At 68.9% G+C, this 24,066-nt stretch carries 25 protein-coding genes; 14 read left to right on the top strand and 11 right to left on the bottom strand.

What is annotated here, in order from left to right:
* Positions 1 to 38: 38 nt before the first annotated feature.
* The 5 genes from QP090_RS13395 (at position 39) to QP090_RS13375 (ending at position 4,757) form a co-directional block, all read left to right on the top strand.
* Positions 39 to 737 carry a hypothetical protein gene (locus tag QP090_RS13395; protein ID WP_285939102.1) on the top strand — a complete coding sequence of 233 codons (699 nt, stop codon included), beginning with the start codon at positions 39 to 41 and terminating at the stop codon, positions 735 to 737.
* A gap of 15 nt (positions 738 to 752) precedes the next feature.
* Positions 753 to 989 carry a VOC family protein gene (locus tag QP090_RS37530; RefSeq protein ID WP_349666489.1) on the top strand — a complete coding sequence of 79 codons (237 nt, stop codon included), beginning with the start codon at positions 753 to 755 and terminating at the stop codon, positions 987 to 989.
* Between the two features lie 269 nt (positions 990 to 1,258).
* A complete protein-coding gene (locus tag QP090_RS13385) occupies positions 1,259 to 1,789 on the top strand; it encodes an RNA polymerase sigma factor (protein WP_285939101.1) in 531 nt (176 codons plus the stop codon).
* Entirely contained in the window at positions 1,737 to 2,609 is an 873-nt protein-coding gene (locus QP090_RS13380) for a CU044_5270 family protein (RefSeq protein ID WP_285939099.1), read from the top strand. The genes QP090_RS13385 and QP090_RS13380 overlap by 53 nt, the downstream gene beginning before the upstream one ends.
* Positions 2,610 to 2,816: 207 nt before the next feature.
* Positions 2,817 to 4,757, top strand: a complete 1,941-nt coding sequence (locus QP090_RS13375; protein ID WP_349666488.1) for a DUF8189 domain-containing protein — start codon at positions 2,817 to 2,819, stop codon at positions 4,755 to 4,757.
* Between the two features lie 497 nt (positions 4,758 to 5,254).
* On the opposite strand, the gene QP090_RS13370 is transcribed toward QP090_RS13375, so the two are convergent.
* Genes QP090_RS13370 through QP090_RS13360 form a run of 3 tightly spaced genes read right to left on the bottom strand, consistent with a single transcriptional unit; the run spans position 5,255 to position 8,150 of the window.
* Positions 5,255 to 5,638 carry a nuclear transport factor 2 family protein gene (locus QP090_RS13370; RefSeq protein WP_285939097.1) on the bottom strand — a complete coding sequence of 128 codons (384 nt, stop codon included), beginning with the start codon at positions 5,636 to 5,638 and terminating at the stop codon, positions 5,255 to 5,257.
* A 14-nt stretch (positions 5,639 to 5,652) separates the two neighbouring features.
* Complete coding sequence (locus QP090_RS13365) at positions 5,653 to 6,639, bottom strand: LLM class flavin-dependent oxidoreductase (RefSeq protein ID WP_285939095.1); 987 nt, start codon at positions 6,637 to 6,639, stop codon at positions 5,653 to 5,655.
* Positions 6,636 to 8,150, bottom strand: coding sequence for a class I adenylate-forming enzyme family protein (locus QP090_RS13360; protein ID WP_285939093.1), 1,515 nt, complete (start codon positions 8,148 to 8,150; stop codon positions 6,636 to 6,638). Before QP090_RS13360 ends, QP090_RS13365 begins: the two co-directional genes overlap by 4 nt.
* A gap of 111 nt (positions 8,151 to 8,261) precedes the next feature.
* Between QP090_RS13360 and phtC the strand changes: the two genes are divergently transcribed.
* From phtC to hcaB, 5 genes are read left to right on the top strand one after another with little or no spacing between them, the layout of a single operon-like run.
* Complete coding sequence (phtC, locus tag QP090_RS13355; RefSeq protein WP_285939091.1) at positions 8,262 to 9,062, top strand: 3,4-dihydroxyphthalate decarboxylase; 801 nt, start codon at positions 8,262 to 8,264, stop codon at positions 9,060 to 9,062.
* Positions 9,059 to 10,423 carry a Rieske 2Fe-2S domain-containing protein gene (locus tag QP090_RS13350; RefSeq protein WP_285939090.1) on the top strand — a complete coding sequence of 455 codons (1,365 nt, stop codon included), beginning with the start codon at positions 9,059 to 9,061 and terminating at the stop codon, positions 10,421 to 10,423. The genes phtC and QP090_RS13350 overlap by 4 nt, the downstream gene beginning before the upstream one ends.
* Positions 10,420 to 10,932, top strand: a complete 513-nt coding sequence (locus QP090_RS13345) for a 3-phenylpropionate/cinnamic acid dioxygenase subunit beta (RefSeq protein ID WP_285939088.1) — start codon at positions 10,420 to 10,422, stop codon at positions 10,930 to 10,932. Before QP090_RS13350 ends, QP090_RS13345 begins: the two co-directional genes overlap by 4 nt.
* A 9-nt stretch (positions 10,933 to 10,941) precedes the next feature.
* A complete protein-coding gene (locus QP090_RS13340) occupies positions 10,942 to 11,136 on the top strand; it encodes a hypothetical protein (protein ID WP_285939087.1) in 195 nt (64 codons plus the stop codon).
* A complete protein-coding gene (gene hcaB / locus QP090_RS13335; protein ID WP_285939085.1) occupies positions 11,136 to 11,906 on the top strand; it encodes a 3-(cis-5,6-dihydroxycyclohexa-1,3-dien-1-yl)propanoate dehydrogenase in 771 nt (256 codons plus the stop codon). Before QP090_RS13340 ends, hcaB begins: the two co-directional genes overlap by 1 nt.
* Before the next feature lie 6 nt (positions 11,907 to 11,912).
* Here the strand turns inward: hcaB and QP090_RS13330 are convergent, their stop codons facing one another.
* Together QP090_RS13330 and QP090_RS13325 are read right to left on the bottom strand one after the other, a co-directional pair.
* A complete protein-coding gene (locus tag QP090_RS13330) occupies positions 11,913 to 12,707 on the bottom strand; it encodes an IclR family transcriptional regulator (RefSeq protein WP_285939084.1) in 795 nt (264 codons plus the stop codon).
* A 122-nt stretch (positions 12,708 to 12,829) separates the two neighbouring features.
* Positions 12,830 to 13,819: a VOC family protein gene (locus tag QP090_RS13325; RefSeq protein WP_285939082.1), complete on the bottom strand. Its 990-nt coding sequence runs from the start codon at positions 13,817 to 13,819 to the stop codon at positions 12,830 to 12,832.
* Between the two features lie 212 nt (positions 13,820 to 14,031).
* Between QP090_RS13325 and QP090_RS13320 the strand changes: the two genes are divergently transcribed.
* On the top strand, positions 14,032 to 14,610 hold the full coding sequence (locus QP090_RS13320; RefSeq protein ID WP_285939080.1) for a TetR family transcriptional regulator: 579 nt from the start codon (positions 14,032 to 14,034) through the stop codon (positions 14,608 to 14,610).
* Positions 14,611 to 15,043: 433 nt separating this feature from the next.
* Here the strand turns inward: QP090_RS13320 and QP090_RS13315 are convergent, their stop codons facing one another.
* Complete coding sequence (locus QP090_RS13315; protein WP_285939078.1) at positions 15,044 to 15,526, bottom strand: MarR family winged helix-turn-helix transcriptional regulator; 483 nt, start codon at positions 15,524 to 15,526, stop codon at positions 15,044 to 15,046.
* A 59-nt stretch (positions 15,527 to 15,585) separates the two neighbouring features.
* Between QP090_RS13315 and QP090_RS13310 the strand changes: the two genes are divergently transcribed.
* A complete protein-coding gene (locus QP090_RS13310) occupies positions 15,586 to 15,963 on the top strand; it encodes a cupin domain-containing protein (protein WP_285939076.1) in 378 nt (125 codons plus the stop codon).
* A gap of 1,933 nt (positions 15,964 to 17,896) precedes the next feature.
* On the opposite strand, the gene QP090_RS13305 is transcribed toward QP090_RS13310, so the two are convergent.
* The gene (locus tag QP090_RS13305) at positions 17,897 to 18,736 is read right to left on the bottom strand and encodes an SDR family NAD(P)-dependent oxidoreductase (RefSeq protein WP_285939074.1); all 840 of its coding nucleotides are present in this window, start codon (positions 18,734 to 18,736) and stop codon (positions 17,897 to 17,899) included.
* Between the two features lie 497 nt (positions 18,737 to 19,233).
* On the opposite strand from QP090_RS13305, the gene QP090_RS13300 reads away from it, so the two are divergent.
* Positions 19,234 to 19,599 (top strand): tyrosine-type recombinase/integrase, encoded by a 366-nt coding sequence (locus QP090_RS13300; protein WP_285939072.1) that lies wholly within the window; start codon positions 19,234 to 19,236, stop codon positions 19,597 to 19,599.
* 807 nt (positions 19,600 to 20,406) lie between these two features.
* Here the strand turns inward: QP090_RS13300 and QP090_RS13295 are convergent.
* A complete protein-coding gene (locus QP090_RS13295; RefSeq protein WP_285939071.1) occupies positions 20,407 to 20,949 on the bottom strand; it encodes an SMI1/KNR4 family protein in 543 nt (180 codons plus the stop codon).
* A 147-nt stretch (positions 20,950 to 21,096) separates the two neighbouring features.
* Here QP090_RS13295 and QP090_RS13290 point away from each other — a divergent pair, with 147 nt between their 5' ends.
* The gene (locus QP090_RS13290) at positions 21,097 to 21,447 is read left to right on the top strand and encodes an RNA polymerase sigma factor (protein ID WP_285939069.1); all 351 of its coding nucleotides are present in this window, start codon (positions 21,097 to 21,099) and stop codon (positions 21,445 to 21,447) included.
* On the opposite strand, the gene QP090_RS13285 is transcribed toward QP090_RS13290, so the two are convergent.
* From QP090_RS13285 to QP090_RS13270, 3 genes are all read right to left on the bottom strand, one after another.
* Entirely contained in the window at positions 21,382 to 22,164 is a 783-nt protein-coding gene (locus tag QP090_RS13285) for a hypothetical protein (RefSeq protein ID WP_285939068.1), read from the bottom strand. The two genes, QP090_RS13290 and QP090_RS13285, sit on opposite strands and share 66 nt — an antisense overlap.
* 59 nt (positions 22,165 to 22,223) lie before the next feature.
* Positions 22,224 to 22,391, bottom strand: a complete 168-nt coding sequence (locus QP090_RS13280) for a hypothetical protein (RefSeq protein ID WP_285939067.1) — start codon at positions 22,389 to 22,391, stop codon at positions 22,224 to 22,226.
* Between the two features lie 984 nt (positions 22,392 to 23,375).
* Positions 23,376 to 23,816 (bottom strand): hypothetical protein, encoded by a 441-nt coding sequence (locus QP090_RS13270; protein WP_285939065.1) that lies wholly within the window; start codon positions 23,814 to 23,816, stop codon positions 23,376 to 23,378.
* Positions 23,817 to 24,066: the final 250 nt, after the last annotated feature.

Genomic DNA, 24,066 nt, shown 5'->3' with positions numbered 1-24,066 from the left:
GCCCAGCCAGTTGATCAAGGGATGGCGGGCGGTACGTGATGGCGGAACTGACGGCGTACGAGGCCGGATGGCGCAAGGTCTGCGAAGACCTGGACGACCATCCGGGGATCGAGGTCCTTCAGCGTCACGAAGGTGAGTTCGACACCGGGCTCGCCGATGCCGCCGCCGCGTGGGAGACCCTCGTGCACCCCCAGAAGGTGACCGCGCCCGCCGGACTGGGCCAGTGCCAGCTGCGATTCCATGGGCTCGGCCGCCAGTGGCAGACCGTGGCCGCGAAAGCCAGGGTCGCCGGGGAGTTCTTCGTGGGTCACATCGGACGGGCAGGGCCCCCGGCGATCGATGAGATCGAACCCTGGGGCGACGATGACGGGGAATTCCCGGCCTCGCAGTTGCGCGTCATCGACGTTCACCCGTACACGGGAACGGGCCAGATCGTCGGGCTGCGGCTGCTTCCGGGCGGGGGCGAGCCCGAGATCTGGTGGACCGACCGGCAATACGGCGACTGGAAGCTGGACATCGGCTATCGCGAGTACCTGAACACCTTGCAGACGACCAAGGGCGCCTTCATGTGGCAGCTCCTCTTCACCCAGGCGCCACTGGGTGAAGAGGAGTTCGCGTCCGTGCGGAGGCGACTGGAGGACATGCTCGAAGTGTTGCCGGCCCTGTTCCCCGAGCACGACTACGAGCCGCTCCGGAATCGCCTCGCCGCGCGTCTACAAGGTCGGTACGACATGTGAGGGCCGAATCTGCATTTGGGTAGGTCCACGGCGCATCCAACACGGTCCGGCCTCGTCCGAGGCCGTTGTAAACGTTGGCGTGAGCAAGACCGTGGACTCCGCCCCCCCGACGACCAGGGAGCCGAGGTCGAACGCCTCATCGACCTCGGCGCCACCCGCACCGACGTCGGCCAGCCCGCCGATGCCCCCTGGGTCGTCCTCGCCGACCCGGAGGGCAACGAGTTCTGCGTGCTCCCGTCCCGGCGGCCCTGATCACACCCCGGTTCGCGGATCCCGCCGAGCTCGCCTTCGCTGACCTGTACCGAACCGGTCTGCCTCTGTACCGGTAAGAGCGGTATCTCTCAGCACCCACGCACCCCGAGGTCAAACGGACGTCCACCGCCCGGACGCCGCGTCCGGACGCCGCGTCCGCGAAAGTTTGTCGAGGCGGGTGCGAAAGCGAAACCAGGGTCCGGCGGAGTAGGGGATGACGATCCCCCCTGGAGGTGCCTGATGCCCGACCCCACGCAAGGGGCGGCTGAGTGACCGCCCCGCCCGAGACCGACCGGGCGGACGACGCGGCGCTGCTCGCCGCGTCCGTCCGCGACAGTGACAGCTTCACCGCCGTCTACGACCGGTACTTCGCCGATGTCCACCGCTATGTCGCGGGACGCCTCGGTACGCAGGCGGCCGACGACGTCGTCGCCGAGACGTTCCTCACCGCGTTCCGCCGCCGCGCAGCCTTCGATCCGGCCCGCGGGACGGTCCGCCCCTGGCTGTTCGGCATCGCGACCAACCTCATCGCCCAGCACCGCCGGACCGAGACGCGCCGCTACCGGGCCCTGGCCCGGCTCGGCGCCGAACCCCCGACGGACGGCCACGAGGACCGCGTCCTCAACGTGGTGGCCTCCGATGACATGCAGCCGCGGCTCGCTCGCGCGCTGGCCCTGCCCGCGAGCTCGTCAACGGGATGCGGGAGCCGGAACGCCCCGCCCGCCCCGCCTGGCGGCGTCCCGTCCTGTGGAGCGGCTTCGGCCTGGCCGCCACGGCTGCCGCCGTCGCGGGCGTTGTGACGCTGGGCTCCGCACCGTGTCCCCCGCGCCCGATCCCACCACCGTGGAGCCGATGTCGGCCCAGACCGTGCTGCTCACCGCCGCCGAGCAGGCTGAGGCCGCGACGGCCACCGGGAAGTACTGGCACGTCCGCAAGCTGCAGAAGCGCGCCATCCACATGCTGCGGAACGGGCAGGACTACTGGCTGGTCAGCCAGCAGGTCAACGAGCAGTGGGCCAGGCCGGACGGCCAGACCTGGATGGGATCCCGCGGGCTCGACAGCGTGCCCATGTCCGCCAAGGACGGGGTCGCCTGGCGGAAGGACGGCAAGCCGAACGGGGAGCGTCTCCCCGCCCGGCTGGAGAAGGACTCCGGCACCGATGCCTTCCTGCTCTGCGACAAGGGGATGTCGCTCAAGCAGGTTCAGGCACTGCCGACCGACCCCGCTGCGCTGAAGAACACCCTCAGCCGGATGCTTCCGCCCGAGAAGCCCGTTCCGGGGTCCCTTTCCAGGGACCAGCTCGTGCAGGGCTGCCTGACCGACCTGCTCTCCCATCTCCCCGCACAACCGAAGGTGCGCGCCGCCGCCTACCGGGTGCTCGCCGCCATGCCCGGAGTCACCGTCGGCGGCAAGGTCACCGACGAGCGCGGCCGCAAGGGGGTCGAGGTGCGCACCAAGGGCCGGGGCGGCACCGCCGACAAGATGATCATCGACACGAGGTCCTCGCTCGTGCTGGTGACGTCGCGCACCGTCCCGGGCATTCCCGGCGTACCTGCCGGGCAGGTCTACCTCCAGGTCGGATGGACCGACGCTGGCCCGAAGGTCCCCGCCCTCCCCTGACCGCGGCTCGGCCCGCTAAAGCCGGAATCTCAGCGCTTCAATCGCCGAGGCCAGGAGACTCCGCGCCATTACACCGCGGACCGCCATCGCTGACAGCCCCCCGAACGCCTGGACGTAACTCGAAGCGGCGGCCTCCTTCGCGCAAGACGTGCCGTCGCCGTATGCAGGGGTAGGCGGCGCCCTCTGCTTCGTCGGCGGACGCATCCGATGCAGAGCTCCTGGACTCGTGCCGGCCACACGCGCGGGACGGCTCGCGTCTCGTCGGTCCAGCGTCCAGCCTCAGCTCTCGGAGCCGATCCACGAGGGCTTGTCGAGCCGACTGGACGCTGGACGACGGCGATGACACCGCATCTCGACAAGGTACGTCGAGATGCTTCTCCCGAAGATGAGCGGTTTGAGATGATCTCAACTTGCTTGAGAGATGGGTGTTTCTCGGGGAGGTGTCTCTGGATGGAGCCGTTGCGGCCGGGTGATCCGGGCATGGTGGGCCCATACCGGCTGGAGGGGAGGCTGGGCGGAGGCGGGATGGGACTGGTGTTCCTGGGCCGATCTCAAGGTGGGCGGCCGGTCGCGGTCAAGGTGGTGCGCCCGGAACTGGCCGAGGACACCGGGTTTCGGCGCCGGTTCACCAAGGAGGTGGAAGCGGCCCGGCGAGTTGGCGGTTTCTACACTGCCCAAGTGGTCGACGCCGATACCACAGCGCACTCCCCGTGGTTGGCCACGGCGTTCATCCCTGGCCTGTCGCTTGAACAAGCCGTCCGTGAACACGGGCCGTTGGCCGACGATGCGCTCAGCGCGTTGGGAGCGGGACTGGCGGAGGGACTGGCCGCGATCCACCATGAGGGTCTTGTGCACCGCGACCTCAAGCCCGGCAATATCATCCTCGCCGCCGACGGTCCCCGCGTCATCGACTTCGGTATCGCCCGTGCGCTGGATGACGCCCATACCTCGACCACCATGCTCGGGACTCCCGGGTACATGTCGCCCGAACAGGCGGACGGACGAGAGGTCGGGCCGCCCAGCGACGTGTTCGCGCTGGGAGCGGTACTCACATTCGCCGCAACCGAACACGGCCCCTTCGGCACAGGGCCGGCGGGAACGATCGTCTACCGGATTGTCCACGAAACCCCCGACCTGACCCGGCTCCCTTCCCACCTCACCGGTCTGGTCGGCGACTGCCTGGCCAAAGACCCGAGGCTACGGCCCGGTCTCACCGAGATTCTGGACCATTTCGCGGATTCCTCCAAAGCGACCGTGCTCATGCCGAGCGGCCTGCTGGCGGTGGCTGGCGACCCGGCTGCGCACGGTTCGGCGGATGGGCGGATCGAGGTGTTCGTTCGGGGTGTGGACGGTCGTCTGTGGCATGTGTGGCAGGTTGCGCGGGACGGTGACTGGTCTGATTGGGAAGATCTGGTTAGACACCGGCCGCTTCCGAATGGTGACGTGCTGGAGGTGGCCGGTGACCCCGCTGCGCACAGTTCGGCGGATGGGCGGATCGAGGTGTTTGTTCGCGGCGCGGACGATCACCTATGGCATGTGTGGCAGGTCGCGCGGGACGGTGACTGGTCTGATTGGGAAGATCTGGTTAGACACCGGCCGCTTCCGAATGGTGACGTGCTGGAGGTGGCCGGTGACCCCGCTGCGCACAGTTCGGCGGATGGGCGGACCGAGGTGTTTGTTCGCGGCGCGGACGATCACCTATGGCATGTGTGGCAGGTCGCGCGGGACGGCGGCTGGTCTAACTGGGAAGATGTGAGCGGATATCGCCCGCTTCCGAATGATGGCCCGCTGGTGGTGGCTGGCGATCCGGCTGCGCACGGTTCGGCGGATGGGCGGATCGAGGTGTTCGTTCGGGGTGCGGATGGTCATCTGTGGCATGTGTGGCAGGTTGCGCGGAATGGTAATTGGTCTGGCTGGCAGAACCTCAGCAGGGACCGTCCGCTTCCGAATGGTGACCTGCTGCTGGTGGCTGGCGACCCCGCTGCGCACAGTTCAGCCGATGGACGGATCGAGGTCTTCGTTCGCGGCGTGAACGGTCATCTATGGCATGTGTGGCAGGTCGCGCGGGACGGCGACTGGTCCGACTGGGAAGATCTGGGTAGACACCGCCCGCTTCCGAATGGAGTTCGCCCGGCCAGATCTCAGTGACCAGCAGGGGACGGCGGCCCTCATGTGGTCTGCGCACCGTGGAGGGGCGATGACCGCAACCGAGAAGCGCCTTCCTGGGCAGAGCAACGCCGAGTACGAACGACGCCGGAATCCCAACGCGGAATTCATCAGCACGCAGTCGCTGAGCGGTGGCGGCGACCCTTCCTTCGCGGTCAGGGCCTCTAACGCTCTCTTCGTCTGGCTTGACCACCGTAGAGGCCGCAGGTCGAGTTAGGCGCGGCGCAGATTCCCGGCGGGGCCCTCCAGCCGGAGGCACCGGAGTCCTAGGGTCTGTCTCAAATTGCCTCGGTCGTCGCGCGAGCGCGTTGCCTGGCCGGTGGGGCGAAGCCGGAGGCGAGCCCCATCGGCCAGATCGCGGAGCGATGCAGCGCTCGCCCAAGCACGGTCGGTGTCCGAGCCCTAGGCGAGGACGCCGGGCCGGGCGTTGGAAACACAGCCGCCAGGCGAGGACGCCGGGCCGGGCGTTGAACCACGGTTTAGACGCTCTCGCGGGCCCTGCGGATGGGGCCGCGGGCGGCGGAGTCGAGGTACTCGTCGACACGGGTGATGTGGCCGTCCCGGATCTGCAGGTACATCGCGCAGTGCAGGGCGACGGCGGTGCCGTCGGGGAGCCGGCCGCGGAGCACGTGCTGTTGCAGGACTCCGTCCGCGAGCGCGGCGCGGCGAACGATCTCGTAGCTGATGCCCGACACCGCGCGGTGCAGGCCGGCCAGGACCTTGAGGTTGTCCTCGACCGTCTGCTCGACGAGGTCGTCGTTGTGCCAGATGACGGCGTCCGGCGCGTAGATGTCCTGGACGGTGTCGATCGCGCCGGCCTCGATGGCGGCGAAGAACCGGTCGACGATCTGTTCGTGCTGCATGGGGACCTCCGGGGTCAGCGGTGGGAGAGCGGGGCGAGATCGGCGATGACGCGTTCGTAGGTCCAGTCGCCGGCGACGGGCATGGGGAACAGGACGGGCAGGTCGACGCCCGCGTCCCGGTACTGCGCGATGCGTGCCCGGCAGGTGCCGGCGTCGCCGTGCGCGACGAACGCGTCGGCGACCTGCTGCGGGACGTGTTCCGCGGCGCCGGCGCGGTCGCCGGACGCGGTGAGGGCGCGGGCCTTGGACAGGTCGGCGCCGTGCGGCGTGGCCAGCGCCGGGTGCATCACGTAGCGCGGCACGACGGCGCGGGCGGCCGCCGCGGCGGCTTCGGCGTCGTCGGACGGGCAGCAGTGGACGACGCAGACGATCTGGACCGCGGCGGGGTCGCGTCCGGCGCTCGCGGCGGCGGTCCGGACGGCCTGCACGGCGCGGCCGGCCTGGCGGGGCGAGACGAGGTTGAGGATCACCCCGTCGGCGATCCGTCCGGCCAGCGCCAGCATCCTGGGACCGATGGCGGCCAGCAGGATGGGCAGGTCCGCGCGGACGGGCGGGCGGTCCAGCGGCACGTGGCCGGTCTGGAAGAGGCGGCCGGTGAACCCGTCCGGGCTGCCGGCCAGCACCGCACGGACCACCTGCACGTATTCGCTCATCATCTGGAGCGAAGGCGAGGGGCCGACCCCGAACCGGCTGTTCATGAACGCGTTGGCGGTGCCGAGCCCCAGCTGGAACCGGCCGCCCGACACGTCGTCGAGCAGCGCGGCGGTCTTGGCGGCCAGCACAGGAGGGCGAAGGGCCGCGTTGGCGACCGCGGTGCCGACCCTCGCCCGCTCGGTGGCGGTGATGACCGGGTGACACGATGCCAGCGCATCGCCGTGCCCCTCCGCGACGAAGATGTCGTTGAAGCCGGCTCGCTCGGCCTCCGCGGCGAGCCGTCCGATCTCCGCGGGGGCGAGGCCGCTGTGGGGCGCGAAGGAAAGCCCCAGGTCCGCGCCGCTCATGCCGGGATCTCGTAGCGTGCGCGCAGTTCGCGCTTGAGCACCTTGCCGGTCGTGGTGCGTGGGAGTTCGGAGGCGAACTCCACCGACACCGGGCACTTGAAGTGCGCCAGCCGGTCGCGGCACCATGCGATCAGATCCGGCTCGGTGAGGTCGGCGACGGGCACCACGACGGCGTGGACCGCTTCGCCCCAGCGCGCGTCCGGCCGCCCGATGACGGCCACCTCACCCACCGCCGGGTGGCGGGCGAGCACGGCCTCGACCTCGGCCGGATAGATGTTCTCGCCGCCGCTGATGACCATGTCCTTGGCGCGGTCGAGGATGTAGAGGTAGCCGTCGACGAGGCGTGCCACATCGCCGGTGCGGTACCAGCCGTCGGTGGTGAACGCCTCCGCCGTGGCCTCCGGGGCGCGCCAGTAGCCCCGGAACAGGCACTCTCCGCGAATCAGCAGCTCACCGGCTTCGCCGGGCGCGCCGGGCCGTCCGTCCGGGCCGACGATCCGGGTCTCCCACCCGAAGGAGACCCGGCCGGCGCTGGCCAGATGCGGGTGGTCGAGCCGGTGGTCCTCGGGGGCGAGCAGACTGATCATGCTCTGGCTCTCGGTGTTGCCGTAGATCTGCCGGAACCGGCAGTCGAAGGTCGCCAGCGCGTCCGCGAGCAGGACCGGTGTGATCGGCGCGGTGCCGTAGGCGATCTCCACGAGACTGGACAGGTCGGGTGCGGTGTCGCGGGCGCGGACCTCGGCGAGCAGCATGTCGATGAGCGAGGGACCCGCGGTGAAGAACTCGATCCGGTCCCGCTCGATCGCGGTGACCGTGCTCGGCGGCCGGAACACGGTGTGCACGTGCAGGGTGCCGGCGGTCAGCACGACCTGCATCGCCTGCCCGAATCCGCCGAGATGGAACAGCGGCATGATCTGGAGGTGCCGCGAGCCGGCGACCTGGTCACCGATCTCCAGGGCGAAGGCGGCGACGCTCTGGATCAGCGCGCCGTGCCGTAGCGGGATGGCCTTGGCGCGGCCGGTCGTGCCGCTGGTGTGCACCAGCACCATCGGTGTGTCACCCGACAGTTCCGGACGGGGCGGGGGCGGTGCGTCGAGTGCGGCGCCGTCGGTCCAGCCGTCCGGGAGGCCGCCCCCGCCGATGCGGACGCGGACGGCGGGGCCGGGCAGCGGGCGTTCGGCGAACTCGGCGTCGGCGGCCAGCGCCACCGGCTCCAGCAGGGTGAACAGTTCGGCCAGCTCGGCGGGGGACAGGCGCCAGTTGATCAGGGCCGGCAGTGCTCCGACGCGCATCAGGGCGAAGGTGTGCACGAGGAAGTCCGCGCTGTTCTTGGCCAGCACCGCCACCACGTCGCCGGCGGCGACGCCCTGGGCGGCCCAGCCGCCGGCCGCGCGTTCGACCGCGGTCAGCAGTTCGGAATAGGAGAGCCGGCGGCCGCGGTCGTCGACGAGGGCGGGCACGTCGGGCCGGGTGTTCGCCCGCCACTCCAGTACATGGATCCAGCTCTGCATCGGGTGGCCCCTTCTCGAACGGCTCGTGAGGGGGATCATTGCAGAACTACTTTCTCCAGGGCAGACTTGCGGCAGCAAAATTTTCCTGAGTACAGATTCTGAGGGGTGTGGATGGAGTTCGGGGAGGAACGGCGGCTGGTCGCGCTCGCGTGCCGGGTGCTCGCGCACGCCGGGTTGGCCGAGGACGTCCTCGGCCATGTGAGCCTGCGGATCGGCGCGGACCGGATGCTGGTCAGATGCCGCGGGCCACAGGAGAGCGGACTGCTGTTCACCACGCCGGAGGACGTGCGGCCCGTCCCGCTGGACGGGCCATACGACCGGCTTCCCGACGGCTACGCCGTCCCGGCCGAACTGCCGATCCACACCGAGACCCTGCGGCGGCGGCCGGAGGCGACCGTGGTGGTGCATGCGCATCCGCCCGCGCTCGTGGCCGCCGACCTGGCCCGGCTGCCGCTGCGGCCGATCTTCGGCGCGTACAACATCCCGGCCATGCGGCTCGCGCTGGAGGGGATCCCGGTGTACGAGCGGGGCGTTCTCATCCGCACCACCGACCTGGCCGGGGACATGCTCGCGGCGATGGGCGACCGGCCGGTGTGCGCGCTTCGCGGCCACGGCGTCACCGTCACCGGCGCCACCGTCGCGCAGGCGGTGGTCCGGACCCTCAACGTGGAGGCACTGGCCCGGATGACGCTCCAGGCGAGCCGCCCCGGCGGCGCACCGCGGAGTCTTCCGGACGAGGACGTGGCGGAGCTGCCCGACCTGGGCGCCGAGCTGAACGAGGAGTCGATCTGGCGCTACCGGCTCGCCCGGCTCGAGGCCTCCGGCCTCGGCCTGCCCGGCTCCGGGGCGTCCACCCCGGGGCCGTCCGGCACCGGTCGGTCCGGGTACGGCCGGTTGGAGGAGACACGATGACGTTCGATCCGGTCACGGCACTCGCCGATGTGCGGCGAGGCATGATCCCCGCATACATCTACAACGACGAGGAGGTCTTCCGGCTGGAGCGCGAGCGCCTGTTCTCACGCGCCTGGGTGTTCGTGGCGCACGAGTCGGAGCTGCCCGAGCCCGGCGACTACGTGGTGCGGCGGGTGCTGGACGACTCCTTCATCGTCGCCCGGGACGAGCAGGGCACCGTCCGGGTCATGTTCAACATGTGCCTGCACCGCGGCATGCAGGTGTGCCGGGCCGAGCTGGGCAACGCCTCCCACTTCCGCTGCCCCTACCACGCCTGGACCTACCGCAACGACGGCCGGCTGGCCGGGCTGCCCTTCCACGTGGACGCCTACGGCGGCGAGGACGGGTTCGCCAAGCGGGGAGAGCGACTCCTCCCGGCACCGTCCATGGACACCTACCGGGGCTTCGTCTTCATCAGCCTCGACCCGAACGCGCCGCCCCTGCCGGAGTATCTCGGAGACTTCGCGTTCTACCTGGACCTCTACGCCCGCCAGAGCCCCGCCGGGCTGGAGTTCCGCGGGCCGCAGCGCTGGCGGGTGAAGGCCAACTGGAAGATCGGCGCGGAGAACTTCGCGGGCGACAGCTACCACACGCCCCACACGCACGCGAGCGTCGTCGACATCGGGCTCTTCCGGGAGCCCAAGGCGAACAAGCGCAAGGAAGGCGCCCTCTACTTCGCCGGACCCGGAGCCGGGACCACCTACAAGCTCCCACCCGGCGACTTCGCCGAGAAGCTCCGCTACGTCGGCTACCCCGGGGAGATGATCGAGCGGATGGGGGCGCTGTGGTCGCCCCAGCAGCGGATGCTGGTCGAGGACGACGGGTTCATGGTGTCGGCCGCCACACTCTTCCCCAACCTCAGCTTCGTGCACAACTGGCCCCAGATCGACGAGGCCGGGACGGTGGCGCCGTTCATCTCCGTCCGCCAGTGGCAGCCGGTGTCGCAGAACGAGACCGAGGTGCTGTCGTGGTTCGCCGTGGACGGCGCCGCTCCCGAGTCGTTCAAACGCGACTCCTACAAGGCCTACCTCATGTGCTTCGGCAGCTCGGGCATGTTCGAGCAGGACGACGTGGAGAACTGGGTGTCGATCACCGAGATGGCCGGCGGCTCCATGGCGCACCGCTTCAACCTCAACAGCCGGATGGGCCTGACCTCGGCCGGTGAGCCGATCACACCCCCGATGACCGCGTTCTCCGGCCCCGGCACGGCCAGGCAGGGGTTCGGGGAGTTCAACCAGCGGCACTGGCTGTCGATGTGGCTCGACCACCTGGAGACCGCGCCGCCGGCCACCGAACGACTCGACCTGGGGGCCCGGACATGACGCTCGTGCGCTACAGCGACCCGGACCACCTGGACGTCCACCAGTTCCTGGTGGAGGAGGCGGCCCTCCTGGACCGTCAGGACCATGCGGGCTGGCTGGACCTGCTCACTGACGACATCCGCTATCTGATGCCGGTCCGGGTCGCGACCGCGCGCGGCGCCGGCTTCGACACCCTCCCGGACATGGGGCACTTCGACGAGGACCTCTATTCGCTGCGCAAACGCGTCGACCGCTTCGCCACCGACCACGCCTGGACCGAGGATCCGCCGTCCCGGACCCGGCACTTCGTGACGAACGTGCGCACGTTCCGCGCGGCCGGGGGCGAACTGCGCGCCGAGTCGTCGCTGCTGCTCTTCCGCAGCAGGGGCGACAACCGCGAGGCCGACCTGCTTTCGGCCGGCCGCGAAGACGTGCTGCGGCGCGTCGACGGCGCGCTCCGGCTCGCCCGCAGGAGGGTGCTCGTCGACGAGACCGTCCTGCGCACCCAGAACCTGGCGATCTTCCTGTAAGGGGTGGGGATGATACTTGCCAACGAATACGCCGAGGTCGAGGTGGACCTGGTGCGGACCCGCAACGGGATGCGGCTGCGCATCGCCGCGCCCCGCACCGGCCGGGAGATCCTGCTCTGCCCGCTGGAACTGGAGGCGCTCACCTGGCAGGAGCACGAGGCGTTCTCCGCTCTCCTCGCCACTCCGCACGGGCCGGAACACTGATGGCGGGCTGGCTCGCGGGACGGCGCGCCCTCGTGGTCGGCGCGGGATCGGGCATCGGCCGGGCGGTGGTGGACGCCTTCACCGACGAAGGCGCCCAGGTCGGCGCCCTGGAGCTCGATCCGGCCCGATGCGGCGCGCTGCCGTGCCAGGTCGTGACACAGGGCGACTCGACGCGGGCCGATGACGCCCGCGAGGCGGTCCGGGCCGCCGTCGACGCGTTCGGCGGGTTGGACATCCTGGTGAACTGCGTGGGGATCTTCGACTTCTACCGCGGCCTGTCGGAACTGAGCGACACCGAGCTGGACGAGGGCTTCGACGAGATCTACCGGGTGAACGTGAAGAGCCAGCTGGTGTCGGTGAAGGCGGCGCTGCCGCACCTGCGCGCGTCCGGCGGCTCGATCGTCCTGACGGTGTCCACGTCCGGGTTCTATCCAGGGCGCGGCGGCATCCTGTACGTCGGATCGAAGTTCGCCGTACGCGGCTGCGTGACCGCCCTGGCCCACGAGCTCGCCCCCGAGGTCCGGGTGAACGGCGTCGCGCCCGGCGGCACGCTGGGCACCCGGTTGCGCGGTGCCGAGGGGCTCGGGCAGGCCGATCGTGAACTCGTGGCCACGCCCGAGCGCGAAGCGGAGCTGCGAGGCCGGACTCCGCTCGCGGTCGCGCTCACCGGAGCCGACCACGCGGGCGGATATGTCTTCTTGGCCTCCGACCGGGCTCGCGGCGTCACCGGCACCATCGTCCACTCCGACGGCGGCATCGGCATCGCCTGAGACACCCTAGGTGCCGAGCCTCTTGACCGCCTGCTGGATGCGGGCGGCGATAGCGTGGATCAGCTCGTCGGAGAGCCGGGAGAGCGGGACGGAGACGGAGACGGCCGTCCGCGGGGCGCGGTGGGACGCCGGCACCGCGACGGCGACGGAGGCCACGCCGTCCTCGCTCTCGCCCCGGTTGACGGCGTACCCGCGTGAGCGGACCAGAGCCAGCTCGTCCCTGAGGTCGGCCAGGCCGTTGATGGACTCCGGTGTCTGCGCGGGCGGCAGCTCTCCGGCGGGGAACAGCGCGGCGAGCCGCTGGTCACTGAGCTGGGCGAGCAGCGCCTTGCCCGACGCCGTGCAGTGCGCGGCGAAGGTCGTCCCGGTCCGGGACGCGACGCGGAGCGCGCGCGGGCTCTCCACCGCGTCCAGGTAGCGGACCATGGATCCCTCCAGGGTGACCAGATGCGCCGTCTCCCCGAACGTGGCGGTCAGCTCCTCCAGAAGCGGCCGGGCCGACCCGCGGACATCCATGTTCGCGATCGCGGCCAGGCCGATCTCCACCAGCGCCGGTCCGGCCACATAGCCGCGCGAGTCCGGCTCCTGGCTGACGAAGCCATGGAAGGCGAGCATGGCCAGCAGCCGGTGCGCGGTGGAGTGGGCGACGCCCAGGTAGTCCTTGGCGTCCGACAGCCTGACCCGCTCATGCTCGCCGAACATCGCGAGGAGCCGGAGCGCGTTGTCGACCGACGAGATGGGATAGGCCGGTCTGGTCCGGCCGGTCTGGTCCTCGGAACCCTCATCGCGCTCTTTCCGCACACCGGAAGGCTACTGCCTGACACGGTCGTGCGCGGGCGCGCGGGACCCCCGGAGGCCTGCTCGGCCACCCATCCGGCGCTATCACCCGCGCAGCCCTTGTACTGAACACAAACCGGAAGTGATCACCACGAAGAAAGCGTCAGTGACCGTCGGTCATCCTGGCGGAAGATGATCGCGGCACCCAGCGCGGCGTCGGCCGGGACGAACATCTCTCCGGGCCTGGTGCCGATGATGGGGACGCCGTTGTCGCGCAAGGTCCGCTCGGTGGCGGCGAGGTCGCGTACGGACACCGCGTAGGCGACGAACGCAGGCAGGGCCGTCGGACGTTCACCGGGCAGCAGGTCGGCAAGTGCCGATGCGGCCACAACGGTGACGTTCGCCCGCTCGAATCGCCCTATCTGGCCCTCTCGGGCTTGGCCGAAGTAGGTGCTGTAGCGGCGCTCCAGTTCGGGCAGCGCCGGGTCGGCGACGCACAGCACGGCTCCGATCAGTTCGGTGGCGCCATTGGGATGGTCGTTGTGCTGCTGATCTGCGAGCGCCTCGGCTGGAGTGTTCTGGGCGAATCCGATCCTGCCTTCCGGCACGCGCCCGACGGGCAGACCGGGATCGGAGATCTCCAGGTAGCGGGCGGGTTCCATCGTGGTTCCGGTGCGGGTCTCGACGGGCCGCTGGATGGCGTGCACGCCGCCGTGGCCGACGCCGGCCGCGGTCAGCCGTGCGGCGACGCTGTCGATGTGCGGGGTATCGGCGATCACGATGTGGAGGCCCTCGAAGCGCTGGAGAAAGGAGGTGATGTTGGCGGCCGTGGCTCGGATGGCGGCCGTCAGCCCCGGCAGTTTGTCGTCGGGCACCTGCAGCGGGATTGGGCGGGCTTCGCCGGGCATGCGGCCGGTGTCGTCGATGACGGCCACCAGTTCGATGAAGTTGCGGGAGAGATAGATGTGGGTGTTGGCCACCCCGAACGGCTCGGCGGGGCCTCCCGCAACACGGGGAAGAACGGGATAGGCAGGTGCCTGCACGGTGAAGCCGAGTTGCCGGTACCGCCCCATTGCCTGGTCCATGTCTCGCACGATGTGTCCCACATGGTGCAGGCCGTTGATGTCGTCGCCCATTACGGGGCCCCCTCCGGTGTCATGGGCCAATTGCTCGGATGTTGTGGACGCGGTTTCTGCGGGGGCATTCGCCGCAAGACCCGTGAGGTCCGCAGCCTCCAGGGCACACCACTCCCCAACGTGGGCAACCGGCAAGGCTTCTCTCGATCTTCTGAGAGCCTACTCTCTTATGAGAGTCTGCTATCAATTGTGGGTGCGATAGAGTTTGGGGCATGGGTGACGGGGGGCTGCGCGAGCGCAAGAAGGCCAGGACCCGGGAGACGATCCTGCGCGAGGCGTTCAGGCTCTTCCGGGAGCGCGGCTACAACGCCACCGCCATCGAGCAGATCTCCCAGGCCGCCGAAGTCTCTCCCGCCACCTTCTTCCGCTACTTCCCGACGAAGGAGCATCTGGTCACGCTCGATCGCTTCCCGCCCCTCGCTGACGCCTTGGCCGCTCAGCCGCCAGGTGCACCGGTCACCGTGCTGCGCGGCGCGTTCCACGCGGCGTTCGCCTCCCTGTCCGCCGAAGAGATCGCCGCGGGACATGCGCGAGAGGTGTTCGCGGCCACCGTGCCGGAGCTACTGGTGGCCAACCTGCGTAGAAGCCCGGATCTGATTCAGGACGTCTACGGGATCGTGGCGGACAGGGCCCGATGTGCCGTGGACGATCCGCGGATACGCAATGCCGTCGGCGCGGTCTTCGGGGTCGTGGCCATGGTCTGGCTGCAGTGGGCACAGGACCCCGACATGGATGGGCCCGCCGAGATCGACAGGGCGCTGGCGCATCTGGAGTCCGGCTTGAGCCTGTAGGCCCCGTACCAGCCTGCGGGACGGCGATAGGAATAGCTGTTGCGGGAGTGCTGTGAGAGTACGCGCACTGGACCACCGTTGGCCGTCATGGGTGGGCGGTGAAGCAGTGCGGATCCGCCACCCGGCCAGCACGGCCCGGACGGTGGAGCATCAGCCATCCCCGAGTGGATACCTGTGCCTGGTTCTGTTTGCGGGAGTGGCCACGCTTGTTCGCGGGTTCTGACCGCACGGGGTGGCCGGAGCTCTGGTCAATGTGTGAGAAGTGACCGCACTGCGTCTGTCGTGGTGGAGCCCGTGGCCTGTAGGCGGTGAGACAGGCGGAGGCTGGGGCGTGGGGCTGTGGCGGCGGGCGCGGTCGGATGATCTGGCCATGTCGGTCGTGGTGAGGGAAAGCCCCGGTCGGGGACCGGACTTAGGCTGATCAAAGGGCTCGTTACGGTGAGTTGAACCACTGCGGGGTGTCGAGGCGGAACGCGTCGGGTGGCGTGACCTTGCGCAGGTCCTCCACCATGGCCCGCAGCCGGTCCTCGCCGATGGTCTGGGCCCATTGGTCGCGCAGGTCCTCGAAGATCTGCTCCGACCGTTCGAGCGCATCGTAGGCGTGCGGGGTCAGCGTGTAGGTCTTACGGCGCGCATCGCCAGGATCGTGCCCGGGCCGCAGATAGCCGAGACCCTCCAGCATGTCGATGGTCTTGCCCGCCGCTTGCTTGGAGACGCCCAGCGCCCGGCCCAGGTCAGCGGCCGTGGTCCCGTACCGGCCGCCGGCTCGCATGACGGCCTGGAAGACGAACCCGTGCATGGGCCGCATCTGCGGATGGCCCTGCCGGGCGAGCTCCTCGTGTAGCTCGTCGATGAGCACCCGGAACCCCAGCAGCAGCCGCAGCGGCAGTTCGAAGCCCCGCAGATCACTTGACATGATGGACAACCTCGTTAACCATATAGACAGCGACATTGTCTATACTAGGGATGTGAACCGTGACCCTCGTCCGTCATGCCGAAAGCCGTCGATCTGAGACCCCGAACGCCGTCATGACCACCCTCGCCTCGCCGACCCTGGGCGGTGCGCGATCCTCTATCTGGCGCACCGAGGTCACGCCCGACGTGAAGGGCCCCGTCCACACCTTCGACGCAGAACAGATCTGGACCATCCTCGAAGGGGAGGCAACCATCGAACTCGATGGCGAAACCTCCACGGCGGGCCCCGGCGACACGGCCGTCCTGCCCGCCCACGCCACCCGCCAGCTCACCGCCGGCCCCCAGGGCTACACGGCCATCGTCACGGCTCCCGCCGACGCTCACGCCTGGACCCCCGGCGACGCCGACAACAAGATCACACCCCCCTGGCTCGCCTGACCGGCAGCCCCGTGATCACGGTGGTAAATCCATCACGAAATCGGCATCAGATTCAGCTTTCGGTGTCCATTAGCAGTCAGGGCTGGCGTCCTGCGCGGGTCCGGGAGAGGCAGTGGGAGTCGGTGCCGGTTTCGATGATGGTGCCGCCGAAGGTGAGGCGGTCGACGCAAAAATGCCCCGGGCCTGTTGGCTCCGGGGCGTTTTTGCTGCTCGTGTGAGGTGGGCAGGGGCTGGGGCGAACCGCCGACCTTCCGCTTTTCAGCTAAGCAACACCCCTGCCGCGCGAGCATCGATCGAGGCTGACCGGCTGCCAGTATGCGCCCGTGATTGGGGCCGGTTGCCGCTGTTGCTGTCACTGTTGCTGACGGTCTCGGCGATACTGACCTCGCGCTTTCAGCCGTCGAACGTGTCGCTCATGTTGCCTGGTCCGGCGTCGTTGGGAGCGGTCGATGAGCGAGATCCAGGGCTCGGTCGTTGTCAGCACCACCGTTAGCGCCCACGCCAACCCGGAGGGTGCTCCCGCGCGAACGGCGCCCAGTCTCAGACAGACCGTTTCGCGCGGGAGTGCCCTCCGGGTCGCGGGGGTCAAGGGGGCTGCGAAGGCCCCGTTGATCGAATTCGCTCAACCAGAAACGCCCCGTGCTGACCCTGATGAGTTGCAACAACGCTCGACTACGGTCACGGCCTGATGCCCATTGACGAACGGGCCTCGGCGCAACGGCGCCGCTTAGGACTTGGCGGCGGTGCGGCCCGCGGCGGGCGGACGGGGCGAGGCCGACGGACGTGGCACGATGCGCGGCCGTCCGGTGACTGGCGCCCACGCCGCACGCTCCGGGCGGCCTGGCGCGGGGCCGCACAGCGGCCTGAGCGCCGCCGCCCTTGATGAGGTGACCGGGCATCGCTATCTAGATAGCGGTCATGATCGCGCTCGCGTACGGGTTGCGGCGCGGTGAGGTGCTCAGGTTGCACTGGGCGCGTGGCTCCCACCGTGGCTCCCACGGCACAGCAATGGCCCCTTCCAGGTCTGGAAGGGGCCATTGACCTGGTGCAGCCGGAGGGATTCGAACCCCCAACCTTCTGATCCGTAGCAAGATCAGCGTCGTCCAGCGCAGTCCCCACGAGTCCCTGACCAGCACCGCGCCCGCCCGGACGTCCACACCCGTCCAAGATCATTCAACCTCGCTGTAGCGCCGTTGTTAGCACGCACGCCCGTCCCGGAGGGTGCGCCCGCGCGAACGACGAGACGGTGTGACAGACAGCTTCGCGCGGGCGGGCCCTCCGGCCCGCGGGGGGCTGGGGGTCGCGAGACCCCCGCTTCAGGCTCGCTCAACTGAGCCAAGGTCGGTCGGGTGACCGTCCGCTATTCAGAAGTAGCGATCCCCCTGCCGCCGCACCATCTGCCGAGGTCGGACGGTGCTGGACGTGTGCCGATGGGTGGGGTTGGTGGTCGACGTTGCCGTCAGGGTTTCCGTCACGCTTGTCGGCGCTGACCGGGGAAGTCAATCGCTAGGCGCGCCGCGCATCCTGCCAGGCCCCGCGCCCGTGACCACCTGGCGAACCACCGGCGCTCCTGGACCGACATGGTCTGACCCGGCTCGCGACGTGTGCCGCTGGAAGATCGTATAAGCGTTGTGAGGGGCTATTGCTGTACTTCTGTGCTGTACAGCAGTTGCTTTGACCTGCGGCAGCACCCGCATGGTTCGAGGGCAAGTGGACCCGGAGCGCAGGGCTGGCCACGGCCCGAGCACCGGAAGCCGCCCGAACATGTTCCCCGAACGAGTTACCTGGCCCGCGTCAGCAGTTCGGCGGGCGCCTCCAGTGGGACCGGCAGGCCCGCACGGGAGTCCACGCATTCATGCCCTGCCCGTCGATGTCGTTGGGGCCGATCACGGCGATCGGGGACAGCGCTCGTTGTGGATCGCAGGACGGCCTTCTAGGCCGGTTGGCCGCTCCCGGAGAGCACGGTCTGGGTGATGTTCGCCAACCGTCGCGCGGCGGCGGGGTCGAAGGGCGCGCCGCCCACGTCGATCTTGGTGTGCTGCATGTAGGCGCTCAAGGGTTCTGGGTCGGGGTTGTCGAGGTGGCGTCGCAGCATGTCCACGGCCGCGTCGACCGGCTGGCCGCGGTCGTGCATTCCGGCGACCAGCGCAGCGTCGGCCTCGTTGTAGTCACCGGTGAATCCGGTGGCGGTCAGGCCGGGATGCGTCAGGACGTAACGGATCCTGGTGCCGGGGTGTGCGGTGGTGAATTCGACGCCGGCCAGGTCGCTGAGTTTGCCGCATTGCGCCATGATCCGGTCCGGCCGGTAGTCGCGGGTGAACTGGAGGTCGTCCCAGTTCATTGCCGACAGGTCACCGCCCGGTCCGGCCAGGTTGAGGATCACTGGCTGTTCCCCTGCCTCCAGCCGGTCGGCCAGGCCGTGGCTGAACAGATACCGGCTGAGGTAGAACAGCGCGAAGTTGTGCTCGATGCCCTCGGCGGTCTCGCGGCGGGTCGAGCGGTAGTAGCGCGCGGCCAGCACCAGGGCGTCCACGACCGGGTGGCTCTGCGCAATTTCGGCGACGACCCGCCGGTTCTCGGCCACCAGACTCAGATCGGCCTGAATGTATGCGGCGCGCTCGCCCGAGCCGATGGCCTGGGCCTCCTCCAGGAACCGGCGGCCCTTGTCCGGGTTGCTGCCGACGACGATCACCCGGTCGCCGCGGCCCAGGTAGTGCAGGCCCAGTCCCCTGCCGATGCCGTCGGTGCCCCCGGTGATCACGATGGTCTTCAATGACGTCTCCCTAACTAGACTCATGGGTCTAACTTAACAGTCCTATCGGTATGGTCCTAGCGGTGGGGTCTATTAGCCTGGAGAGTCTGGTTCGGTGAACGGGGTGTGGCGGTCGTGGGGATCTGCGCCGAGTGAGGTGAGCAGACGTTCGGTCATGCGGCGGGTGAGGGTGTCCTCGTCTAGGACGGCCCAGCCGGACAGGTCTGATCCGGCGTAGCCGCCGACCAGGACCAGGACCAGGGCGGGGCCGGCGCCGGCGTTGGCGACCGTGCGGCTGTGCCAGGCGTTGGCGATGCGCGTTTTGAGCGGCTGACCCCCGGGGAACAGGGCCGACAGGTCGACGGGGCGTCCTCGGTGGCGGGCTGGTCGCCTCGGGCGTGGGCGGCCATGCGTTCCAGCACCGAAAGCCGGATGTTGTGGGCGCGGGCGATGTAGGGCAACCAGTCGTCGGGACGCGTTCGCCGCGCTCCCAGCGGGAGACTTCGTTCCGGGTGAGGGTGGCGATTCCCGCCAGCTCGCTGATGGCCGTACGCTCGCGCAAGCGCGCGAACGGAGAAGGAACGATCTACCAACGCAAGGACGGGCGATACGAGGGTGCGGTCTTCGTGCCGACCACGGCCGGTACGGACAATCTCCGTCGTAGCTGGGGGCGTGTCCGTGGGGCCGCCGGGCTGGGCTCGGTCCGTTTCCACGACATCCGGTACACCTGCGTCTCGCTGCTGCTCGCCCTCGGTGTCGCGCCCAACGTCGTCAAGGAGATCGTCGGGCACAGCGATATCGAAGTGACGATGACGATCTACGCTCACACCTCGCTGGAGGACAAGCGGGCCGCGCTGCGGAAGCTGGGAGATGTGCTCGGCTGAGGACGTTGCCGTCAAGGTTGCCGTCAAAAATGCCCCGGGCCATGTAGGCTCCGGGGCGTTTTTGCTGCTCAGGTGAGGTGGGCAGGGGCGGGGTCGAACCGCCGACCTTCCGCTTTTCAGATGTAGCAACCACCCTGCGCCCACACACCAACGGAGGTCAGGCGGTGCCTGACGGACGCCCGTGGTGCGCTTCGGTCGCTGTCTTTGCCGTCAACGTTGCCGTCGCCCGTCCGCTCGGCTGTGGGCAGGAGGACGCTTCCCGCGAGGCTGCTCACGACCACTTGGAGAAGATCAGAACGTTCCTCCATGGCTCGTCACTCTGCCTGCGCTTGACCATGTCCAGGAGCCAGTTACCCAGGACCGTGAGTGAGATCAAGGCTAGAGATCCGAGTGAGACACCCTCGGCCGGCGTCGAACCGGCTTCCTGCCCCATAGCCCAACGGACGGACCACTGACTGAGACGCTCGGCATGCGGAGATGGTTGCTAAGCCACATCGAGCGCCTGCTCGACCGAGACCACGTTCCCATGAGACTTCAGCTTGGGAAGAGTTCCGGTCGGGCCTGCTGGCACCGCTGACCTGACGCAGCGCCGTACCGCAAGTGACCGTGACTGCCCCTTGATCACCCTGGCTAATGGCCCGCCGCTGTAGCCGCTGACCTGCGCATCCTCGGCCTGGTCAGAACGACGACAGCACCCGTGGACTCCGGAGGCAAGCGGACCGGAGCGCAGGGACGACCAGGGCCCGAGCACCGGAAGCCTCGCGGCAGCGATCGCCCGCCCGCCGATGACATGGACCGACCGTCCGCTCAGCGGATCAGAGCGGCGATGTGCTCGTGGAAGTCCGGGAATTCGGCCTGCGCCGCGGCGACGATCTCCTCGGGCGGACGCCGCCGGCCGGACGCGTGACGCTCGGCGATGGCGCGGAAGCCGGCGTGGGGTTCGGCGGCGGGATCGGATTCGGTGGAGGCTTCGGCGGGCCCGAGGCCGGCGGCGAACACCCAGAGCAGGTCGCCGAGGTCGCCGGCGAGCACCTCGTGCTCGCCTTCGGAGCCGACGTAGACGACTGGCTGGTCGATGAGCGGCGCCCCGGGTCGCACGAGCCAGAAGCCGGCGTAGTCACCGGCGCCGGTCGTGCCGAAGAACCGGAACTGACCGCCATCGACCTCGGGGTTGCCGGTCCACAGCCGGAACCACCATGCGGTCCGGGCGGGATCCTCGATCCGCTCGTAGATCTCGAAGTCGACGCCGCGCCCTTCGTCCGTCTCCTCGTCCCACTCCCAGGTGAAGCCGATCGCGGCGACTTCGGCGAGCGCGGTGGGAAGCGCGAGGTCCTCGGTGTTTTCCGCCATCCGGCCAGGCTAGAAGATCTTCCGCGCCCCCCGGACCCACGCACGCACTTGGACGCGTCCTCTCAACCCGGCCTGCCGCCCGTTGCGGTCTCGGCGGCCGATCGAACCGGGAGGGAACCGAAGGGGCGGAGCGGACACTAGAAGGCCATGACCCTCGAACCCCCTCCGGACAGGGAGTTGTGGATCCGTGCGCGGGACGGCGACGAGCGAGCCTTCGGTGAGCTCTTCGATCGGCATTCGCGCACGATCTACAACTACTGCTTCCGGCGAACGGCGGACTGGTCGGCGGCCGAGGACCTCACCTCCGTGATCTTCATGGAGACCTGGCGGCGGCGGGCCAAGGTACGGCTGAGCACGGACTTGCTGCTGCCCTGGCTCTATGGAGTCGCCGCCAACGTCCTCAACAATCACCGCCGTAGCCTGCGGGCGGCGTCATGGTTCGGCTGGGATGTCGCTGAGGTCGAGCCGGTAACAGTCCGCGTCTGTGAGGATGTGTAGGTCGGGGCCGCGTCCGATGACAAGCGCGTCGCTGGGGAGTTTCTGCCCGTCCGGGAGTACGACTCGGTATTCCCCGGTGCCCCGCATTCGGCCATCGGCGAGTTGTCCGGCGAACAGGCGGTCGCGGTCGGTGTTGTATCCGCCGTACAGGGCGATGCGTGAGCCGTCGGTGATGAGCGCCTTTGCGGCGGTGCCGTCGCCGTGCCAGCTGGTGAGAGTCCCATCGTGAATGCGGATGATGGGGAAGCCCGTGTAGTAGCACGTCCAGGCGGTGTCCGCGTCGACGTTGAGCGCATAGCAGTCGCTGATCGCGCCCCACGGGTTGTCCACGTGGGAGGGGAACCGCCAGTCGGCCTTCAGATCCGGGGAGAATCGTGTGAGCCCGCAGGAGCCGATCGGTTCCTGGGAGCCGGGCTCGCCCCAGCCGCGGTTGCCGTAGACGCCTTCGTCGAAGTAGCCCACCCAGACGTGACCGGTGCCGGTGGTGAAGACGTGTTGGATGCCGTCCCCGAGCGTTTCGGCGGCAAGAGTGGTTCCGTCGGCGGAGTAGATGATCGCATTGCGGTCTGGACCGTCCCGGCGCCATCGAGCCCTGGCGCCCACGGCGAGAACCCGGCCGTTCGGCAGCGGCTGGACGGTCGGGTGCGCGAGCGGGAAGTCGCGGATCGTGGTTACGTTGGCCAGCGTCGGCGAGTGCAGCGTCACCCGAGTGGTCACCGGGCGAGGAGCCCGAGGGTCTGGGAAGACGGCCCGGCCTGGTTGCGTCGTAGTCGACCTCACGGCACGTCGGCGGCGGCCGTCCACAGTGCGATGACCTCGCCGCTGGGGCCGATCGAGGCGTTCACTCGTGCATCGCCGCTCTGAGCTGCGGCGATGCGTGCGTGGTGGCGTACGGGAAGGGGCGTCGTGCGCCCCATGGACCGCCGCTTGCGCTGCTGCTTCACTCCGTCACTTCACCACCGTGGGCCGGGTAGGGCCACCGAATATTTGGTGTCGCCAACGTCCCAGACGCACTCTTCTGCCGCTGAGGGCCCCGGAGCGGCGTTCGCTGTGCCGTTGCCGGCTGCGGGTACGGGTGTGGCGGTCGTGGAGTTCGGTTCGCTGAGTTGGGGCGGGAGGCTTCGTGTGTGCGATAGGCGGAAGGTGTTCGAGCGGTGTGCATCCGCTTGAGGCCGCTTCGAGGCCGGAAATGAGAGCACCTCTGACCGTGTTCCTGCTGGTCAGAGGTGTGAAGGTGGGCAGGGGCGGGTCGAATCGCCGACCCTCCGCTTTACAGTCCAACTAGCATTGTCCGTGTGACCTGCTGCTTTGCCCCCGTGGCATGCAACTTCGGCACGTATTCAGCACACGCCTTGCAAGGCACGGGAGCACCAGGAGCCACGTGGGGGCCAGCATCTGCCGGCCCCCCACGTGGTCAGTCGTCCGTCGTCACCAGGTGGCGCCCCACTTCTGAAACGCTGGCTCTCGACCGGCATGCCGCCGTCTCCACGTGGCTCAGCGCGGGAGTGCCGCCCGCACAAGTGGCCGAGTGGGCCGGCCGCAGCGTGGCCGTACTCCTACGCGTCTACGCCAAGTGCGTTGTCGGGCAGGCAGAGGAAGCCAAGCGCCGGATCTCCCAAGCAACCCAGGTCCACCGGACGCCGGAGGATCTCCTGCGGAGCGCGGTCGACGAGGTCTAACGAGGCGCCAGACTTCAACCCGTATTCCACCCAGCCACCCGTAGAGAGCCGTAAACGATCACCGACAGCCGGACATGACGAGAACAGCCCCTGACCGGGTTCTGCCTGGTCAGGGATTGTTGCTGCTGGTGTGGCGGGTCCAGGGTTCGAACCTGGGAAGGCTAAGCCGACGGATTTACAGTCCCACCGCCATACGCGCCTGACCTGTCGTTTCTTCCCTATGCCTCCGAATCTCGGCCCGTATTCGGCTCAGCGTTCGACGGAGACGACGATGCTGTTGGCGCGCTTTCTCCTGAGTCCGAGGTTCAGCCGAGCCAGCGATTGGCCATCGCTGCGGTCGGCGATGATTACCTGAGTGAACAGCCGGGACTTCATACTGGCGGTGACGGCCTGCCGGGGCGCCTCAAACACCAGCTTGCCCGGCTTGGAGGCGCTGCTGGTCTTGGCGTACATCAGGACCCGCTGAGATGTCACTACGACCCACACCGCCGGCAGAGAGGCGAACGCGATCAGCCCGACACCGCCTGTGGCTGCCGTCGTCGCCAGCCCGGTTGCCAGCCCAGTTGCCAGATTCTTTGCCAGGTGCTGCTTCATCCCGCGTTTGAGTTGGGCGACGACCGCCACGTCGATCGTCTCCTCATCCTGCATATGGGGGCTCAAATGACCCCGGAGCTTGGCGTTGGCCGACACGAAAACTCCTCAAACTCGCCGATAAAGTACGAAGATTGTAGAGGGCAGACGTCTTCGGGTGAACCCAATAAGCGAATGACTTGCCGCGGAGCAAGCACAGACGGGGCGTCACACACTCGTGCCCTGCCCTTGGGCTTACAGCCACCGGAAGACCGCTCATGCTGATCTGTGCGGTGGCATCGGAACCTAGGCGCGGTGGAGCGGGTGACGGAAATCGACGCCGCAAGTGACCGTGAGTACCCCTCACTGA

The organism is Actinomadura xylanilytica (genome assembly GCF_030283145.1).
Taxonomy (GTDB): Bacteria; Actinomycetota; Actinomycetes; order Streptosporangiales; family Streptosporangiaceae; genus Spirillospora; species Spirillospora xylanilytica.
Note: the sequence above shows the minus strand (reverse complement) of the source record. Positions and strands in the feature narration are given on the sequence as shown.